Source organism: Dokdonia sp., assembly GCF_039945015.1.
Classification (GTDB): Bacteria; Bacteroidota; Bacteroidia; order Flavobacteriales; family Flavobacteriaceae; genus Dokdonia.
Genome location: NZ_JBDUXP010000018.1, coordinates 171784 through 191785, shown reverse-complemented (window position 1 = coordinate 191785; position 20002 = coordinate 171784). Strand labels below are relative to the sequence as shown.

The 20002-nt window shown below is 33.8% G+C and carries 17 protein-coding genes; 10 read left to right on the top strand and 7 right to left on the bottom strand.

What is annotated here, in order from left to right; genetic code table 11:
- Positions 1 to 209 precede the first annotated feature (209 nt).
- Positions 210 to 1724 carry a GH3 auxin-responsive promoter family protein gene (locus ABJD27_RS12515; RefSeq protein ID WP_348165171.1) on the bottom strand — a complete coding sequence of 505 codons (1515 nt, stop codon included), beginning with the start codon at positions 1722 to 1724 and terminating at the stop codon, positions 210 to 212.
- 99 nt (positions 1725 to 1823) lie between these two features.
- On the opposite strand from ABJD27_RS12515, the gene ABJD27_RS12510 reads away from it, so the two are divergent.
- Entirely contained in the window at positions 1824 to 2618 is a 795-nt protein-coding gene (locus tag ABJD27_RS12510; protein ID WP_348165168.1) for a DUF2797 domain-containing protein, read from the top strand.
- 27 nt (positions 2619 to 2645) lie between these two features.
- Here the strand turns inward: ABJD27_RS12510 and ABJD27_RS12505 are convergent, their stop codons facing one another.
- From ABJD27_RS12505 to ABJD27_RS12495, 3 genes are all read right to left on the bottom strand, one after another.
- On the bottom strand, positions 2646 to 3209 hold the full coding sequence (locus ABJD27_RS12505; RefSeq protein WP_348165165.1) for a TetR/AcrR family transcriptional regulator: 564 nt from the start codon (positions 3207 to 3209) through the stop codon (positions 2646 to 2648).
- 106 nt (positions 3210 to 3315) lie between these two features.
- Entirely contained in the window at positions 3316 to 3933 is a 618-nt protein-coding gene (locus tag ABJD27_RS12500) for a LysE family transporter (RefSeq protein ID WP_348165161.1), read from the bottom strand.
- 92 nt (positions 3934 to 4025) lie between these two features.
- Positions 4026 to 4640 carry a LysE family transporter gene (locus tag ABJD27_RS12495; RefSeq protein WP_348165158.1) on the bottom strand — a complete coding sequence of 205 codons (615 nt, stop codon included), beginning with the start codon at positions 4638 to 4640 and terminating at the stop codon, positions 4026 to 4028.
- Positions 4641 to 4836: 196 nt separating this feature from the next.
- Between ABJD27_RS12495 and der the strand changes: the two genes are divergently transcribed.
- The 6 genes from der to ABJD27_RS12465 all read left to right on the top strand — a co-directional run bounded on the left by der (position 4837) and on the right by ABJD27_RS12465 (position 12892).
- On the top strand, positions 4837 to 6141 hold the full coding sequence (gene der, locus ABJD27_RS12490) for a ribosome biogenesis GTPase Der (protein WP_348165155.1): 1305 nt from the start codon (positions 4837 to 4839) through the stop codon (positions 6139 to 6141).
- Positions 6142 to 6371: 230 nt separating this feature from the next.
- Entirely contained in the window at positions 6372 to 9152 is a 2781-nt protein-coding gene (locus ABJD27_RS12485; RefSeq protein WP_348165152.1) for an outer membrane beta-barrel protein, read from the top strand.
- Between the two features lie 707 nt (positions 9153 to 9859).
- The gene (locus ABJD27_RS12480; protein WP_348165149.1) at positions 9860 to 10522 is read left to right on the top strand and encodes a hypothetical protein; all 663 of its coding nucleotides are present in this window, start codon (positions 9860 to 9862) and stop codon (positions 10520 to 10522) included.
- 232 nt (positions 10523 to 10754) lie between these two features.
- Entirely contained in the window at positions 10755 to 11378 is a 624-nt protein-coding gene (locus tag ABJD27_RS12475) for a hypothetical protein (RefSeq protein WP_348165146.1), read from the top strand.
- Between the two features lie 65 nt (positions 11379 to 11443).
- A complete protein-coding gene (locus ABJD27_RS12470) occupies positions 11444 to 11899 on the top strand; it encodes a hypothetical protein (RefSeq protein WP_348165143.1) in 456 nt (151 codons plus the stop codon).
- 87 nt (positions 11900 to 11986) lie between these two features.
- Entirely contained in the window at positions 11987 to 12892 is a 906-nt protein-coding gene (locus tag ABJD27_RS12465; RefSeq protein WP_348165140.1) for a patatin-like phospholipase family protein, read from the top strand.
- 38 nt (positions 12893 to 12930) lie between these two features.
- On the opposite strand, the gene ABJD27_RS12460 is transcribed toward ABJD27_RS12465, so the two are convergent.
- From ABJD27_RS12460 to ABJD27_RS12450, 3 genes are all read right to left on the bottom strand, one after another.
- A complete protein-coding gene (locus ABJD27_RS12460) occupies positions 12931 to 13518 on the bottom strand; it encodes a DUF3841 domain-containing protein (RefSeq protein ID WP_348165137.1) in 588 nt (195 codons plus the stop codon).
- Positions 13519 to 13619: 101 nt separating this feature from the next.
- Positions 13620 to 16304 carry an AsmA-like C-terminal region-containing protein gene (locus tag ABJD27_RS12455; protein ID WP_348165134.1) on the bottom strand — a complete coding sequence of 895 codons (2685 nt, stop codon included), beginning with the start codon at positions 16302 to 16304 and terminating at the stop codon, positions 13620 to 13622.
- A 15-nt stretch (positions 16305 to 16319) separates the two neighbouring features.
- Positions 16320 to 17021, bottom strand: coding sequence for a queuosine precursor transporter (locus ABJD27_RS12450; protein ID WP_348165131.1), 702 nt, complete (start codon positions 17019 to 17021; stop codon positions 16320 to 16322).
- A 100-nt stretch (positions 17022 to 17121) separates the two neighbouring features.
- On the opposite strand from ABJD27_RS12450, the gene folK reads away from it, so the two are divergent.
- From folK to ABJD27_RS12435, 3 genes are all read left to right on the top strand, one after another.
- Positions 17122 to 18231 carry a 2-amino-4-hydroxy-6-hydroxymethyldihydropteridine diphosphokinase gene (gene folK, locus ABJD27_RS12445; RefSeq protein ID WP_348165128.1) on the top strand — a complete coding sequence of 370 codons (1110 nt, stop codon included), beginning with the start codon at positions 17122 to 17124 and terminating at the stop codon, positions 18229 to 18231.
- Between the two features lie 279 nt (positions 18232 to 18510).
- Positions 18511 to 19002, top strand: coding sequence for a hypothetical protein (locus tag ABJD27_RS12440; protein WP_348165125.1), 492 nt, complete (start codon positions 18511 to 18513; stop codon positions 19000 to 19002).
- Positions 19003 to 19074: 72 nt separating this feature from the next.
- Positions 19075 to 19956 carry a LytTR family DNA-binding domain-containing protein gene (locus tag ABJD27_RS12435; RefSeq protein ID WP_348165122.1) on the top strand — a complete coding sequence of 294 codons (882 nt, stop codon included), beginning with the start codon at positions 19075 to 19077 and terminating at the stop codon, positions 19954 to 19956.
- Positions 19957 to 20002: the final 46 nt, after the last annotated feature.

The window sequence follows — 20002 nt, the reverse complement described above, 5'->3', positions numbered from 1 at the left end:
CTTTGATGATGTAAAAATAAACGGTGTATTAGTTGTGAAAAAACTTTTTAGTAGTTTTTAGATAAGATGATGTTTATAATCGTTAAAATGCAATGATTATTCATGATAACCCGTAATATAATTGAGGATTTTAAGCAAAAAAGCAATAATACTTGTAGAAAATGAAATGTATTGTGTTGAAAAACAAAAGGTAATTGAGTCTAAAACATCTATATATTTAGCTTTAATAGTTCATCTACAAAGTCTCTCCTATTAGAAAGTCTTGGTATTTTGTGTTGCCCTCCTAATTTATTGTTCTCTTTGAGCCAGTCATAAAATAAGTGCTGTCTTGCAGCATGTACTACAGGAGCATTTAATGTAGTGTTATTGAAACGCTTAGCATCATAATCACTATTTACAGATCGAAGTGCATTATCTAGCTTTGTGTTGAAATCTTCTAGATTTGTAGGTGGGTTTTTAAATTCTATAATCCACTCGTGAGCTCCTTTTTCTTTCCCTTTCATAAAAATAGGAGCAGCAGTATAATCTTTAATTTCGCTATGTGTTTCTTTTGCAGCAACGCCCAAAGCCACATCTGCATTTTCTATAATAAGTTCTTCCCCAAACACATTAATATGATGTTTGGTTCTTCCACTTACGCGTATGCGGTAAGGGTTTATAGAAGTAAACCGTACGGTGTCTCCTATCTTATAACGCCATAGCCCTGCATTTGTAGTAATTACAACAGCATAGTTTTTATGTATTTCTACATCAGATAAAGGGACAATTTTTTGTTCAGGTGTTCCGTATGCATCCATAGGAATGAACTCATAAAAAATACCATAATCTAACATTAATAAAAGATCCTTACTACTGTTTTGATCCTGAATAGCAAAAAAACCTTCTGAGGCATTATAAATCTCATAGTATTTAAAGGAATCTAGAGGTAGTATATGTTTGTATTGATCAACATATGGTTCAAAACTCACACCTCCATGAAAATATACCTCAAGGTTAGGCCATATCTCAAATAAATTCTTTTTCTCTGTAGTTTCAAGTACGTTGTTTAATAATACAAGCATCCAAGAAGGAACACCAGCTAGACTAGTAACATTTGTTTGGATAGTTTCATCCACAATAGCTTGCATTTTTATTTCCCAATCACTCAATAAAGAGACGTCACTATTTGGAGTACTACTCATTTCTGCCCAAAAGGGCATATTGTCTATTAATATAGCCGAGAGATCTCCGTATACGGTACCATTGTTTTCATAAAGCTCTTTACTTCCTCCTAATCGTAATCCTTTACCAGAAAATAATTGTGAATTCTCATTATTATTAAGATACATACAAAGTAAATCTTTACTAGCTGCATAATGACAATTTTCTAGAGATTCGGTACTTACGGGAATATATTTGCTTCGCGCATTTGTAGTGCCACTACTTTGAGCAAACCATTTTATAGGTGTAGGCCATAAGATGTTGTTTTCTCCTTTTCGGCTACGTTCTATTTGAGGTTGGACATCTTCATATGAAGAAATAGGGACACGTTCTGCAAATTGGGCATAACTTTTTACTTCACTAAATGTATATTTCTTACCTATTTCGGTATCCTTTGCTTTTTCTATGAGTTTAAGAAGTAATTCATGCTGTACTTCATTAGGGTATTTTAAAAAAAGTTCCATTTGATGAATACGTTTTTTTAAAAACCAAGAAGCAATAGAATGTACTAATGGTATAGGCATAAAGTTGGTATATTTACGTCTCTGATCTATTATAGAGATAGTAAGAGCTAATTTAGCCTTTTTTCCTAAATTTTATAAAATCAAAACCCTATAAATATCATGCAATACCAAGGAGTCCTAAAAAAAATGCAAACAGAGATCACGAGTCCTGTAAATTATTATTTGATCATGGGGAGTGACTTTTTGAATATGAATCAACTTATAGAGAAGAAAATACATATAGAATTTATAGGATATCAATGTCTTGCTTGTGGAGAAAATAAAAAAATATATAGACAAGGATATTGTTATGAAGATTTTTATAAAGTACCACAAGCTGCAGATTGGATTATGAAGCCAGAATTGTCTACAGCACATCTTGATATTGAAGATCGCGATCTAGCTTATGAAAAAGAAATGCAATTAAAACCGCATATTGTATACTTAGCAAACTCAAGTAATGTAAAAGTAGGAGTAACTCGCAAAAGCCAAGTGCCTACACGATGGATTGATCAAGGGGCTCATGAAGCTTTAGAAATTGTAGAAGTGCCTAATCGCTATTTGGCTGGAATCACAGAAATAGCTCTTAAAGAACATGTATCTGATAAGACCAATTGGCGTAAAATGCTTAAGAATGAAATAGAAGACGTCAATCTTGTAGAGCAAAGAGAAGCCTTGAAATTATATATCCCTGAAGAAGTACTACCTTATTTTATTACAGAGAACAAAGAGACTCATATTAATTTTCCAGTATCGAGATATCCTGAAAAATTAAAAACCCTTAATCTTGATAAAACACCTGCATACGAAGGTGTTTTAAAAGGAGTTAAAGGACAGTATCTCATTTTTGAAGACGATACTGTATTTAATGTCCGTAGTTGGGAAGGGTATGTGGTGCGTATTGAGGTCTTATAATCTGTTTAGGGTATAGACGCTACGTGTTTAATCAAATAGCGTATAACACATCTCTTTTGCAAGGGTGATAGGCCATTCTTTTTTATGAAGATTGCTTTGAGCAACAGCACCCTCAAGTAGCATATAAATTTTTTGAGCCAATATTTTATGATCTTCTAGGTTATCTACTTTAATGTTTTCTATAAGTAGCATTTCTATGTAATCTATAAAACCATTTTTTTGGGAGATAACTTCAGATTTTATTAATTCATTAGCCATAGGGACTTCAGAAAAAACTTTTATAGACCAACATCCATTAAAATCCTCCATTTTATAAAAAAGTTCTAAATAATGGAATACTGCCATGATCCTGTCTTTTCCTTGAGGAGCTTGTGAAGTATACGCCATGACCTGTTTTGAAAACTCATCATTACGATGTTGTAAATGTGCAATGCAAATTTCTTCTTTGGTATTGAAATGATCGTAGAGTGTTGATTTTGAAACACCTGATGTCTCGAGTATCTCGCTTATTTGAGTGTTGTTGTATCCATTTTTGTAAAAAAGAGTAGACGCACTATTAATTATGGTTTGACGGACGCAGTTCGTTTCCATAGAGGTACAGGGAATTGTTAGTTCCTACTAAGATACTTTTTTTAAAATTATACGTTTTGTCTAAAAGGATAATGACCTGTATAATGATGTAAAATCAAAAGAGAGTTTAAAATAATAATAACTTGGCTGTCTGAATCAAAGAAAGACTTATAAGAACAACACCTATCATTCTATTTAGAGAAGAAGAACTTGTATTGGGTTTCTTCTTTTGGATACGAGTTCCCAATTTTCCATAACCATATAACGTAGTTACTTTCCCTAAAAACACGCCTATAAAAAATAAAATAAAACCTAAAGTAGAACTCTCTAACCCTAAGCTGAAAGAACTCCGTAATACAGAAAAAACAATCACCCAGTAAATTAATACAGGAGGATTAATAACGCTTAAAGCAAAACCAGTTAAATACTTAGAACTATATTTTCTGGAATTTCGTTTTTCTACCTGCTTTGTTTTTACAAAGTAAATACCAGCAGTCCCTAAGACTCCTGCAATTAGGAATTGCAACCATATATGCATAGCAAAAAACTCTTGTACAACCATTCCTGATGAAAAAGCTGTAAACGCAAGCAAAACTTCTCCTATACCAGATCCATAACTGATCTTAAGAGATTGATATATGTTTTCTTGTACCGTTGTTTTAATAACAGCAAGATTTGATGCTCCAGGAGGAGTCGCACCTATGATGGTAACTATAAAACCGATAAGAAAAACTGTAAAAATCATAAGCCATTAGTGGTACGCTTTCGCGAAAGCTTACAGAGAAAGGCCCCTATAGGAAAAATTGGATAGTAATTTTAAAATCGAACTTAATCGAATTAGAATAAGGAAAGTTTTATTGTTTGAATAATAGAAATTACAATAAGTATAACTCCAATAAGACGATTTATAAAGCATTTGAAATTGCTTTTTTTGTTCTGGATCAAATGCCCTAAACGACCATATCCATATAGTGTAAGAACCTTACCTAAGAATACACCACTAAAAAACAAAATCAAAACAGGTAGTGTAGACATGCTATCAAAATTGTAATTCTTATGAAGCATAGAAAAAACAACAACCCAATAAATTAATACAGGAGGGTTTACAATACTAAGTAAAAAACCAGTAACATATTTTGACGAAAAAGAAGAAGGGTCTTTAACTTTTTTAGGTTTAGTTTGGACCAAATAAACACCTACAATAAATAATACTATAATGAGGACAATTTGTATCCAAGTATGCATTACAAAATACTCTTTTATAAGGAGTCCAAAACTCAATGCTAAGAAAGCAAGAATAACTTCACCAAAGCCAGCCCCATAACTTATCTTTAAACCTTGTTTAATGTCTTCATTTATAGTAGTTTTTATAACAGCAAGATTAGAAGCGCCAGGAGGAAGGGCTCCGACAATTGTTGCAGTAATGCCGATAAGAAAAAGTAAGAAAGTCATGTCTTATTAGTGGTGTGGATTAATAAAAGCTTACAAATCCTGTTTCTACAGGAGATGATTAAGGCATCAAAAACGAGTTATAAATATAGCCGATAACTTCCATACAATTAATCTATTGATTTGTAATTAGATTAGTATCCTATTTTACTTCTTGACTCGTACTTTAAAACGTATCTTTGCACCTTAAATAAAGACCATGAGTACCATTGTAGCTATTGTAGGACGTCCTAATGTAGGTAAGTCTACTTTTTTTAATCGTTTGATCCAACGCCGAGAGGCGATTGTAGATGCTGTAAGCGGTGTTACAAGAGATAGACATTACGGAAAAACAGATTGGAACGGGCGTGAGTTTACTGTCATAGATACAGGGGGTTACGTTGTTGGGAGTGATGATGTTTTTGAGGCAGAAATCGATAAGCAAGTAGAGCTAGCTATTGATGAAGCAGACGCTATCATATTTATGGTAGATGTAGAAAATGGTATTACTGGAATGGACGAAGATGTTGCAAACTTGTTGCGTAAATCCAAAAAACCTATTTTTCTTACAGTAAACAAGGTAGATAATAATAAACGTGCAGAAGATGCTGTTGAGTTTTATAACCTTGGATTAGGAGATTTCTTTACTATTGCTGCTACAAATGGTAGTGGTACAGGAGATTTACTAGATGCTGTCGTAGAGGCACTTCCAGAAAAAGAAGAAGTAGAAGAAAATGAACTTCCTCGTTTTGCTGTTGTAGGGCGACCTAATGCAGGAAAATCAAGTTTTATAAATGCACTGATAGGTGAAGATCGGTATATCGTAACCGATATTGCAGGAACGACTAGAGATTCGATAGATACAAAGTACAACCGTTTTGGTTTTGAATTTAACCTTGTAGATACTGCTGGAATACGTCGTAAGGCAAAAGTAAAAGAAGATTTAGAATTTTATTCTGTGATGCGTAGTGTAAGAGCTATAGAACATGCAGATGTATGTCTGGTTGTTGTAGATGCTACACGTGATTTTGACGGACAAGTACAAAATATTTTCTGGCTTGCAGAACGCAACAGGAAAGGGATTGTTATTTTGGTAAATAAATGGGATTTGGTCGAGAAAGACACAAAGACTATGAAAGCTTTTGAAAAGAAAATTCGTCAAGAAATCGAACCTTTTACAGATGTCCCTATCGTATTTATATCAGTACTTAATAAACAACGTATTTTTAAGGCTATAGAAACGGCTGTTCAAGTGTATCAAAACAAAACACGTCGTTTGAAAACAAGTGAACTTAATGAATTCTTTTTGCCTCTGATAGAAGCATTTCCTCCTCCAGCTTATAAAGGAAAATACATCAAGATAAAATACTGTATGCAATTACCTACACCGCAACCACAGTTTGCATTGTTCTGTAATTTGCCTCAATACCTTAAAGAGCCTTACCGTAGATTTCTAGAAAATAAACTTAGAGAAGCATATGACTTTTCTGGAGTTCCTATTTCTATTTACTTTAGAAAGAAATAGTACGATAAGCATACTAGTATTTAAAAGAGTGCTTACATAATTGTATTACAAATTCTTATATGTTTTTTTGATAATGACAAACAAGACACTCAATAAATTGGGTGTTTTGTAGTTATGTTAATTGTTTGCTAAACTATGTTAAAGCTATATGCTATTTGACAAATGTTTTGGTAATTAGACAATCATCATCATCATCATCATCATCATCAATCAATTAACCATTTGCTTATATGACACAATTACGTGCCGTCTTCTTTCTATCATTTTTGTTTTTAAGTTTTTATGCTCAATCTCAAAACTTTGAAATCACAGGAACACTTAAAGATAAAACAACGCAGCAACCTCTAGAAGCTGCCACTGTTTTTGTAGAAACAGTAAAAGACACCACTTTAGTTACCTATACAATTACCAATGCAAAAGGAGCTTTCTCTCTAGAAGGAAAAACAAATAACAAGAAAGTCTCTGTCAACATCTCTTTTGTAGGATACGAGAATTATAGGAAGATTGTTGACTTAACAGAACCTAAGGTGGATCTAGGAAATATACTCCTAGATTTTAATGTTGCTACACTAGACGAAGTTGTCGTAAAAAGCCGAGCTCCTATCACGGTTAAGAAAGATACATTAGAATTTAATGTAAAATCATTTAAGACAAAGAAGGATGCAAATATCGAAGATCTTTTAAAAGAACTTCCTGGAGTAGAAGTAGATGAAGATGGGAAGATTACTGTCAATGGGAAAGAGGTAAATAAAATACTCGTTAACGGAAAACCATTTTTTGGAGATGACCCTACGATTGCAACGCGCAATCTAACTAAAGAGATTGTAGAAAAAATTCAAGTAACAGATACAAAGACAGACGATGAGGCCTTTGCAGGAGAAGAAGGAGATAAAGAGAACAAGACCATTAACCTAACTATAGCAGAAGAGAATAATAAAGGAGTTTTTGGACGAGTTGCTGCAGGAGGAGGAACCGATGAGCGATTTGAATTTGCAGGTATTGTTAATGTATTTGATAACGATAGACGGATTAGTATTCTTGGAGGAGGAAATAACCTTAACTCTCCAGGATTTAGTTTTGGAGAGATCAGAAAGTTCTTTGGAGGAGGAGGTTCTATCTTTTTTAATAGCAATGGTTCTTTTGGGATAGACGGACGAAATTTTGGAGGTGGTCAAGGAATTGTAAACAGCCGTAGTGTTGGTGCAAATTATGCCGATGTCATTGGCAAAAAAGTAGATGTCTCTGCCGATTACTTTTACTCTGGAGCAAACTCTTTTGATGAGGCACGTATCGAGCGAGAAAATATACTTCCAGATAGGCGTTTTTTTACAAATAGCACCACAAGATCAGACGGTGATACTGATAACCACAGCGCAAATTTCAATTTTAATATAAAAGTTGATTCTACCTTTTTAATAAATGTTAAACCCGCCTTTAAGTTAAATCGTAGTGAAAACAGATTTGTCTCTACAGAAGAGTCTATAGATGATCAGGGAGAGCGTATAAATGAATCTAGCACGAATAATCGCTCAAAAACTACAGGTGGTAATTTTGAGAATAGCTTGAGTTTAACAAAGCGTTTTGGAAGTAAGGGAGCTTTTTTAAAGTTTAGATTACAAAATGAAATTAATAGACAAGAATCTGAAGATTTTGTGAGATCCGAAACAGAAATTTTTGGAGATGACCCTTCTATAATTAATAGAAATCAGTTTACAGACGGAGAGTCCGGAGTAAATGGCTATAATCTTGGAGTTACCTATAGGCAACCTTTAATTGCTAAGAAGCTATTTTTAGATCTTGAATTTGGGTATCGTAACGATAATAGAACCCGAAAACGAAATACATTTGATTTTGATGAAAGTTCACAACAATTTGACAATTTTAATCTATTGTTAAGTACAGATTTTGAAGGACGAAATATACGTACTACACCAGAGATAGGTCTATCCTATAAGACCGATAAATTGAATTTGAATTTTGGAGCAGGATATGTATTTAGAACATTAGAAAACGAAGATTTTTTAAGACCAGAATTTAATATTGAACAAGATTTTGAAGCAGTAGAATTGTCTTCATATGTAAACTATACTTTTTCGCCAAAGATGTCTTCTTATTTTGGATATAACCTGAGTAATAGACCTCCAGAGGTGACTCAGTTAAATCCTTTTGTAGATGTTTCTGATCCTTTAAATATACGTCAAGGAAATCCAGATCTTGCCCCTTCAAATAATCATAGTTTTTATGGAGGATTTAATAATTATGATTTTCAAAAAGGAGGCGGGTATTATGTGAATCTAAATGGAAATATTGTAAACGATGCTATTATAACCAAAACCGTTGTCGATGAGAATTTAGTACGCTCAACTACCTATGAAAATGTAGATGGTAATTATCAATTATATGCAGGAGGAGGGTATAATAAATCTTCAAAGCTAGACTCATTACGTACATTAAAATATGGATTAGGTGTAAATGTAAATGCAAATCGAAATATCAATTTTAATAACGATGTGCAATATGCCAGTAGAACAACTTCTATTGGTCCTAATGTAAATGCAACATTTACATGGAAAGATCTCTTTGAAATAAGACCACGTTATAGTTTGAATTTTTCAAATACAACCTTTGGGATAGATACTTTTGAAGATCAAGATTTTTTAAGACATAATTTGAGTTTAAGTACAGCACTTTTTGTTCCTAAACATGTAGAGTGGCGTAACGAGGTTAGATATAGTTACAACCCTAATGTTGCCCCAGGATTTCAGCAAAGTGCTTGGTTTTGGAATACTACTGTAGCCTATAGCTTCTTAAAAGATAAAGCTACAGTTACTTTAAAAGTATATGATGTTCTTAATCAGAATACAAATGCACGTCGTACAGCAAATGCAAACTTTATACAAGATGTGCAAAGTACCGTTCTTGAACAGTATTTTTTATTAAGCTTTAGTTGGAAATTTAATACTCTAGGTAATAAAGGAGAAACTGGAGATGGAGGCGTATTTTTCTTTTAATAGTTACATAGGATTAATCTAAATATCAAAAACGCCACAATCTTTTAGATTCTATTTAAAATATGGGCGTATCCTTCACAAAAGCTCAGGTCGGGCTTTCGCGAGTCGCTCTCCCAATTTCATTGGGAGGAGCTTCAACAAATTGCTCAATCCCTTACGCAAATCTCATTACCTATAAACCATTAGAATAATTCAAATAAGTGCATTCCTACAACCATAATGCATGATTTGGATTTAATAAAAAGGGAAAAACACTCCTTCCTCACTTTTCTTCATTCACGACATATTCTACTGCGTTCATTGAAAATTCATTTTATATTTCAACGATGCAACTGTCGTTATATCAAATAATAAGCAATAAAAAACATCATTTTATAAGCAGATGAAAGACAGCATCCAAAAAGCCTAAAATAGAGTAGGAGAATTTATTAAAATATATAATTATGGAATTAAAACCAGAAAATGGAAAACACCAATAGATTACTTATTAGAGGAAGGACATTTTTATATAGGGATTGGGACAAGGTAATGTCTAGAGCCTAGGTAGAGTAGATAATTTGCATACTGTCAATTAATTACATACATTTAATTTGAAGAATTACCTGTGTTTTTGTGTTTAAACTTCAAAAGTGCTCTATCGAAAAACAAGATGTCAATACATCAAAAATTGCTCATTTAAATATTCGTTATCTATTAAATTAATCTTTATGAAATTAGTCAAACTACTTATATTATTTAGTATACTATTATCGTGTACATTACCGCTTCAAGCTCAATTTAATATCAACACAAATCCGTTTTGGGAAGGCGAAATTAAAATGGAAGATGGTACAATTCACAAAGGCCACATCCAAGTGCCAAACAATACTTCGCAAAAAAAAGTAGTATATAAAACGTCATTAAAAGGTGAGACTTTAAAAGTAAAACGCAAAAAGATTGACTACGTCCAGGTTACATCAAATACAGGAAAAGCATATAGATACGAAAATATACCAGTGGTAATGACGATAAAGGGAAACTCTTCTTTAGGAACGCAGTTATTATTAGTCGAAGCAAAGAATAATTATGCCACATTTTATATCGTTCATGGGGTATACAAAGTAAATAAAAAGGAAGGTGAAATTGAATTATTATATCGATTTAGGTATGGTAAAGACTTTCCAGTAACCTCACATTACATTAGAAAAAGAAATCAAAAGAAAGCAAGACAATTTGCGGTAACAAAAGATCTTAAGGGTATTAAAAAAGCAGCTAATTATCATCTCACTGAAGATGAGGCATTGTTAGAAAAAATCAACGCTGGCGATCTCACTGAAGACGATATTACAGAAATAATTACCATCTACTTAAAGACAACAGAAAACTTGTAAGCCTTTTTTTGAAATGGTACGCTATGACAAAATGAATGTTGTGAATAGACACATTGGTTAAAGCTTCACAACATATGTGAGGTGCAATATATGGCAGGGCATCAGTATATCTCTTCTACCGAACAATTCCTTCAAGATGATGTTGAATATTAAAACAACCCCCCAAAGAAAAATCATAGACTATAGACCGTTTGGTTTTATTACATTGCGTAGCAACTACTAAAACAAAAATATGTCTACAGAAAATGCCTTTACGATTGTAAATCAAACAGGAGAAAACATCCTTGTCGCTTTTATATCACGTATGACTCAATTAGAAACCTATGCGTGGAAAGTAGTCGGCCCTTCTCAAGATCATCCTCATATAGAACCATTCCCTGATAAAATGGAATTGGTCACAAACTACTATCCACAAGGAGTATCTGGTAAAGACCCATATGGCGGTAAACAAACCGATTCTGTCTGGTGGGATAATATGAAAAGAACACCAACAGCCTATAAAGCAGATTGGAATGAAACTACCAATAAAGTAGATATGAAACTTGAAGGAGAAAATCAAAGTGGAGCAGATATAAGCATAGAAAATAATAGCAGATCTATGATATATATTCACCCTAAATTTGGATCTAATGAATACGTACCTCCAATAGCAGTTATTCCTTCTGCTACGGCAAACTATAAATTTGAATGGCCTATGTCTGTAGCTGTCGTTGATGGTTATAGTCAATACTGTCCTCTCAATGGAGAGTTGTATGAAGTAAAAAATAAATTGAGTGCACTTTCCAAAATGCTACCAGGTCAAACCGTAATTATCACAGGGAATCTAACTTCAGGATATCAATTAAAAGTTTCTTAAACATGTCTCTATAAATTGAGTTGAATCATATACCTTTTATTCTATAATTGTTTGATGTTGACATTATGAAAAAGCTAAATCCGGAGGAAATCACCAAATTGAAAACCGCCATAGAACTACAAAAAAGCGATCGTGATGAAGAGGCACTATCTATTTTATGGGATTTGTATGAAAAAAACTCAGAAAACGGGAAAGTGTTAGGACTTTTAGGATTGGTTTTAGCTAAAACAAAACAACGCGTAAAGGCGATCCCCTTTTTAGAAAAGACAAAAGCCTTAAGCCCAAGTAATGAATTGATATGTATATCTCTCTATATTAGTTATGCTGATACAGAAGAATATGACAAGGCTTTTAATGTGCTTTTTGAATATCTTAAGGTCTACCCCGCAGATTTATTTAAGGGTACTTTAGAAGAATTACTAGATGGTTTATTAGAAGATTATGGGACTACTTATAAGGATGAAATTGTTTTTTATTCTAAAAAAAATAATGTTCCTATACCTGATAAATTGATAGCATAAAATCAACTAAACTATTAAGGTATAAGATTTCGTAAACTACGAAAGGAGTCCTATCTTCGACCGTCTAAGATTTTCTAAAAATAATATATGAGGGCTTTGGTAATTTCTGGAGGAGGTAGTAAAGGCGCTTTTGGCGGAGGCGTGGCGCAGTACCTTATGGAAGAAATGGGATATACCTATGATTTATTCATCGGTACATCTACAGGGAGCCTATTGATTTCGCACCTAGCTTTAGGAAAGATTCAAAAAATAAAAGAAGCCTATACCTCGGTTACGCAAGCTTCTATCTTTAGTAATTGCCCTTTCAATATTAAGAAAGATAAGTGGGGACAAGAGCAAATAGGAATTAATCACTGGAGTGTACTTCGTAGCTTTTTAAAAGGCAGAAAAACCTTTGGCGAAAGCCAAAGCCTAAGAAACCTTATAGGAGAACTCTTAACTCCAGAAGAATTTGAAACCCTTAAAGAAAGTCATAAAGATATTGTCGTCACAGTATCCAATCTCTCACTACATGAGACAGAATATAAATCTATCAATGATGTGAGTTATGAAGACTTTTGTGACTGGATATGGATTTCCTGTAACTACGTCCCTTTTATGAGTCTTGTACAAAAAGAAGGATGTGAGTATGCAGATGGAGGCTTTGGGAGCATGGTGCCTATAAAAGAAGCCGTAGACCGCGGCGCCACAGAAATAGACGTGATTATTCTAGAAACAGAAGTGACGCATTACAATAGCCTACCTTCAAAAAATGTATTTTCACTCATCACCAATTTGCATTCCTTTATGATTGATCGCGTAGAAAAACAAAACATTACCATAGGGAAGTTTGCTGCGAGCCATAAAAATGTGATTATAAACCTATATTATACACCGATTGTGCTTACGACAAACTCGTTGGTCTTCAATAAAAAGAACATGACAAAATGGTGGAAAAGCGGTTTCCAATATGCCGCTAGTAAAAATAGAGAACTTAACGAAATACGGGATTAAAGTTTTTTCCGCTTTCGCGAAAGCGTATATCTGTAACATTATCTTGCTATAAATCTGTCTACTTTTATAATATCATCCGTTTTTAACTCCCAGAACGTAGCTTGAATTGCCTTTTCCTCAAATGGAAGCGTGTAGTATTCCAAATCAAAACTCATATCAAAAACTTTTTCCCAACTTTTCTCAATTTTATTTCTTGTTGAAGGAGGCAATTTTTCAAACTCGATAGTACCCAATTTTTCTTCAAAATCAATAGCTTCCTCTTCAGAATCGGCAATATAATTTCTATAAGATAAAGGTGTATGCCATAACACAAAATCAGATAATAAAATATCTTTTTGATCTTTTTCGATTTCTATTCTGTAGCCAACATCTCCTCTAGGTAAGTGACCAGACCCTCTTAAATCTGGTTTTTTCTTAGTCGCATCTGAGGACTGATACCAAGTCCATACTGGATATTGAGTGGTGTTATTTGGATCTCCAATTCGCTTGTTCATTTGAGTCCGCATCCAGTCATATCCTTCCTTAAAACCTGTCGGTATAAATTCTTCTTTTGGTAGTAAGATTCCTTTAGTTTGCAATTTTCCCCACCCTTTTTCATCTTGTATTGTCCAAAGTTTAGTTTTCATCTAATTAGATTATTGGATAGTATATTGACTTTACAAGTTAAATTGGAATTGATCTGAAACCTCAAAATAGCGTATTCTATATTTCTCTCTTCTAAAAAAAACTAATTCCCAATACTATCCTTCTTTGCTTTCTTTTTCTTCTTCCCGCCAAATAATCCACCGAAGATATCTTCGGTAATGTCTTTTACAACTTCATCTACCTTTGGTTTTGGCGTATCGGTAGTTGTTGAATCTGTAGCGTCTCCTTTTGGTTTGTCTTTATCATTACCCCCAAATATATCACCTATGATATCTGTGAGTTGTTCTGTTCCTTCTTCTATAAGGCGGTTTTTTTGAATCTCAATGATTTGACTCGTAAGATCTGTAATCGCATTTTTAAGATTTAGCTTTATGATAGGTTTTGTAAAATTTCCCGAAAGGGTAACAGGCACATGAGCCGAGAGGCTTTCTTTTTCCTCATCGGTGAGTGTTGCTAGTAACTTGCCTACATCACTTCCTAGATATTTTGCAGGAATATCTACGTTGAGGTCATATCCTATGGCATTATCAAAACTATGACCACCACTCACACCTATGTCAATATCATCTGCTTTGATGGAAAAAGGGTTTATAATAACCTTTCCATCTTTAAATGTAAGCGACGCTTTTAAATCATCTAGATTGATCTTGTCTAGATCTATAAAACCTAACTGGTTGTCAAGCTCAGCAAGTAAAGGCGTATTGGATGTTTGTACATCTGCCGTAAGAATCTCTGCAAATGCATTTCCGTCTATTGTACTTAATATAGGTGCAAAATTTTCGTCTAGTTGTCCTTTAAGATTGATCTTCGTATTTAGCGCTCCTTGTAATGCTTTTGCAATAGGAGCTAGTTGCTTAAGAAGTTGAATATTCTGAAAAGATTGATCGATATTTATCTCACTCAGATCAAGTACCATATCAAAAATAGGAATGCCTGTTTTTGTAGATACATTCCCAGTTACCCCCGCTTTCCCCCCAAAAATAGAAGAGTTTACATTGTTTAATATTGCCATTTCATCGTTAATAGCAACAGTTCCCTGTACATCAGAAAGCTCCAAATCGTCATAGATAACTTTACGAGCATTAAAGGTAAGAGACGCATCTAGGAAATCAGGAATTTGTATCCCCATATCTTCGGTAGTTGTAGACTCACTAGACGACTTCTCGCCAGGCGTTGTTGCCACAGGTTCTGTAATCGCAAAGTCATTCATATTAAACACTTGAGACTCGACATTAAATCGTCCTTTTAAATCTTCTTTAGACATTACAAAAGGAATTAAATTTTCTATCGTTCCTCGTGCTTTAAGATCGGTATCTCCACTCTTTCCTTCAAAATTTGTAAGCTGTATCGTACTAGGATTAAACGTAAGTGATGCCTCTTGTATCGTAATAGGCTTAGGAAGTTCTTCTCCTTCATATCTAAAATCTGATAATTGTGCTTGCCCATTACTTTTAATGCGTTCATACTGTTGTTTGTCTACAGCATCCATATCAAAAGAAGTCGTCATGTCGGCAATTAGTTTTCCTTCTAATGGAGCTCCTAGATCCACAGGATATACCTTCCCAATATTAGCAAGATCAAGTGTTCCTTTAATCGCAAGGTTTACAAGAATATTTGTTGTGAGATTGCGTAGTTTCCCGTTAGCTGAGAACAAGTCATCGTCTATCTTAAAGTTAAGCGCATCAATGCTTACATATGTGTCGTTTACAAATCCAGAATCATTTTTGATCTTTGCATCGATATTAATGTTATTCATCTGCTTTGGTAAGTCAGGATATTTAAACGAAGCATTATTAGATACAATGGCAATATCGAGTTTTGGAATCGTAGTTTCTGTAGACTTTCCTTGTATTTTTCCGCTTACGCGAAAATCGCCTCCGGTTTGAACCCCATCTAAACTCCCTGCATATGCTTTAGGAATGACTGCCAAAAAGTTTTTAAAATCTGAAGAAGGCGTTTCAAAAGAAAGATCCATTGCTGTGCCATCGTCTTCTAGCTGTATATATCCATCAAACTCTAATGGAAGTGCATTGATGATAGCTTTATTTTCTAGAAAAGTATATTTCTGATTTTCTAAATCTAATTGAATGTCGGCTTGTAAATCTATGCTGTTTTTATCTAAATAATTGGTGTCACCTAGATCAAAAGAAACCAAGGCATTGGTCTTGGTTTTTAAGGTGCTTTGATTTGTACTAAAATCACCATTTCCTTCATGGTCCATTTCAGATAATCGCAAGAACGTCTTTGAACTTTCGTCTAGGTAATTTATGGTCGCATTATTGAGTTCATAATGTTGTAAATCAAAAGTAAATGGTTTTGAGTCTGTATCTTCTTTCGCGACAGCGGCATTATCATCACCTGTGTTTTTTGCAATGTCATAATTTGCATTGCCTAAAGAGTCTACCTTGATATTAATAATAGGATCGTCTAGTCGCAATGCATCTATTTGTATTGGGTCATCACCTACATCTTTAAAGAGCTGGGTAACTCCCATATCAATACGAAGTTCTTTTCCATAAGCAAGAGTATCTCCTTGGAAAGGAGCATTATTTATGATACTAAAACTGTTAAGTGTTACGGTTGCATCTGGAAAACTTTTAAGAAGACTAATGTCTAGCGACTCCCAAGTGACTTGCGCATTGACATTGTCATTAATCGATTTCTTTAATAAGTCTTCTAACTTTCCTTTAAAGAGAAAGGGGGAAGCAACCAGAAGTATAACAACGACTAAAAGGAAGATTCCTATAATTTTTAAAATACGTTTCATGAGGTCATTTTACTATTATACGTCAAGTCGGAGCTCTTCGCCTTCGGCAAGGTCAAATCTTTTTCTAAATAGATATACACCTAGATACAATAAGGGAGTGTCTAAGGCAGCGATCACTACTTTAAAGAGTACGCCAGCAAATAGTAATCCTCCAAAAATGTCCCAAGACAAAATTCCAAAAGAACATAACAATAACAATACCGAAAGAGTATCTACAAACTGAGAAATAAATGTTGAGAAATTATTACGAAGCCATAAATGTTTTCCTTTGGTCAATTTTTTCCAGAAATGGTAAATGTATATATCTACATATTGTGCGAGTAAGTAAGCAATCATACTTGCAAGTACAGCAAGAGCAGTTGCTCCAAATACTTTTGTAAATAATTCGTTGTTTACAGGAGACCAATCTGTGGCTGGTACGGCTTGCGCTACATATACAATAAGTAATGAAAATAAGGAAGCAAAAATCCCAGCAGTAACCATTTGATTTGCTTTCTTTCTTCCATAAATCTCACTGACAAGGTCGGTGATAAGAAACGTAATAGGATAGGGAAGTATTCCTACAGAGATTTCAAAATTAAACCACCCGAAGGGGTTCCAAGTAAAGAATTTTTGAAAAATGAGATTGGAAACAACAAGAGCACAAATAAAAAGAGCGCCAAGTATAAAATAAATTCTATATGCAAGCTGTAAGTCCTTTAATGAGCGTTTTGACATAGAGTGATTTATATTTCTTAATAACTTCGACTCCAAAATTAAAGCATTATGATATTCTTTTACTTAATTTGTTCATAAATGTTTTAACGCACTAGCCATCTTGCATACCATTTATTTATCATTAGGAAGTAATCAGGGAAACACGTATGAGAGCCTGAATAAAGCAATACAATTACTATTTGCTCAGGTCGGAACCGTGATTAAAATTTCGCCTGTGTATCAAAGCCCAGCATTAGGTTTTGAAGGACCCGATTTTCATAATTGTGTGATTCGGATGCAAACCAACCTGACTCCAAAGAAATTGCTAAAGAGTACACTGGCTATAGAAATGGCTATGGGACGTGTGCGAGAAGAAGGAGGGTATCAATCTCGCCCAATTGATATTGATATCTTATTGTACGATGATGTTATTGTAGAGAGTCCTGAATTGACAATTCCACATCCGCGTATGTGTGAACGTAGATTTGTGCTACAACCGCTGGCCGATATCGCTGGAGAGCTTATTGATCCCGCTTTCGCGAAAGCGTACTCAGAATTACTAGAAGTATGTCCAGATCAAAGTATTGTTGCAAAACAACCTAAATGGCTCAAAAATCCAAAGGATAGTATGTCTCTTGGATCTCATAATTATATTGTTATAGAAGGAAATATAGGCGCAGGAAAAACAAGTCTTGTAGAGATGATCTCGCAGGAATTTAATGCAAAACCTATTTTAGAGCGCTTTAAAGACAATCCATTTTTGCCTAAATTTTATAAAGAACCAGATCGGTATGCATTCCCACTAGAAATGTCTTTTCTGGCAGACCGTTACCAGCAATTACTAGACGATATAGGACAATATGATCTCTTTAAAGATTTTATGATCGCAGACTATGATCGTTATAAATCACTCATCTTTTCGCAGGTTACCCTACAAGAAGAAGAATATGTGTTATATAAGCGCTTACACGAGATGATGTATCGTGATATGCCACAGCCAGATTTATATGTATATCTATACCAAAACACAGAACGACTTTTAAAGAATATCAAGAAACGAGGGCGTAGTTATGAAAAAGAAATAAAAGCCGAGTATCTTGAAAAAATAAACCAAGGATATCTTGATTTTATAAAATCCCAACACCAACTCAATGTGAAGATCATTGATATTTCTGATCTGGATTTTGTAAAAAATCGTGAAGACTATTTGAAAATAGTAAGCGAGTTTTAAAACGTGCTTTCAACATATACATGATTATAGAATTCAGTAGCTTCACTAAGTAACTAGGAGTGATACAATATTGACTTAAAATTTGAGTTATATTGCAAGAGTAATGATTAGCAGTGATATACGTCTAATCTATTTACTAGTGAAGTCAAACTGTGACTTCTTACAAACGACCCATCAAATGGATTAAAGGTACTCTTTAATCTATAATAATATAATGCTATTTATTGTGTCTTACAGTTAAGAATGTACAAGAATAGTATTCTCTTAATTGTATGAGGTATGAAGAAGTTATTGTTGTTGGGAATTTTAGTAAGTTCATTTTTTTCTATGTCTGCTCAAAGTGTGAGTATAGATGGTCGTTTGCAACCATTACTTAACGAGTTTTTTGAGTTATGTAAAACCTATGAGATTGAGTATTACGATAAGTTGTTTCAATTAGAGAGTATCGATGTCGTAAATACACTTACAGTTTCTGAAAAAGGGTCTACTTTAGGCATGTTACGCAGAAATGCTCAAGGGAACGTAGTTGCTATTGATATAAATTGGATGGCTCAATTAGACCCAGAAATATTAAAAGTAGTTGCCTTTCATGAATTTGCACATTATTTTTTAGAATATTCAAAACACGTTTGTGATGATTGTGGACGGATTATGTCTGTTGTAAACTCAAGTTATTTTAATATTATTAGAGATTGGGACGCTAAAGTAAAAACCTTATTTGAAAGCTCTCCAGCCTATCTTAAAAAAGAACAAGTAGGGGCAACAAACTAGAGTGTCTGCTAATAGGTTGTTAAGAACCAAATGAGTCAAAATCAAAGTCATTATCTTTACTAAAATGATTATATGATGTTTGATGTGATCCTACAGTATAAGCGAACACTTATTTTTATCACGCTTGTGATGTTGCTTACTATTGCTTTTGAAACTGCACAACAGTTATACTATATAAATAGATATGATATTACAGAAGGAGTCACTTTTTTAGAACTTCTAAGAGGACAATCATATCGATGGCTTATCTGGATGGGACTAGGTTTTTTCCTTTTTAATTATAGTAGAGAACATAAACATGAGCCTAATACGAGCTCTTACTATGTTAAATTGGCACTGTGTATTCTTGGTTTAGTGATCTTAAACATTTTTATCATAAGTGTGTTACAGATGATTCATAATGAAGAAACGTTTTCTGTGGCAGTATTTTATAACGAGTATTTTCAATTTTATATATTTCAAAAAGCACCCATGTATACCTTAGGATATATTGCCATTACGGTTGTTTTACATTTATATTTTACAAACGAAGAGTTGCAAGTACAGGTACATCAACTAGCTGAGGTAAAAACAATCAATACATCCTTATATGAAAAATTAAGTGCGTATACAGATGATAAGGCGAGTGTGGTTACCATTAAAATAGGAAACAAAAGACGTGTAATTCCTGTCGCTCACATATGCTGGATAGAAGCAGATGATTATTGTGTAAAAGTGCATACAAATGATGGGGAATCTCTAAGTATGAGAAGTTCCTTAAAAGCTCTAGAAGAAAAACTAGGAGTTAATTTCTTAAGAGTACATCGTAAAGCCATTGTAAATATGGATTTTGTAAAAGAACTTAAATTAACAAACCCTCCTAGAATATGTCTTTTCAATCAAGATGAAATCCATGTTTCTAAAAGTCAGCTCAAGAATGTTCGTGACTTTATAGGAACCTTAGAAATTTCTTAACACTGTTTACTGCAAAATTGATGTCATTCTCTGCAAGAGCCTATGA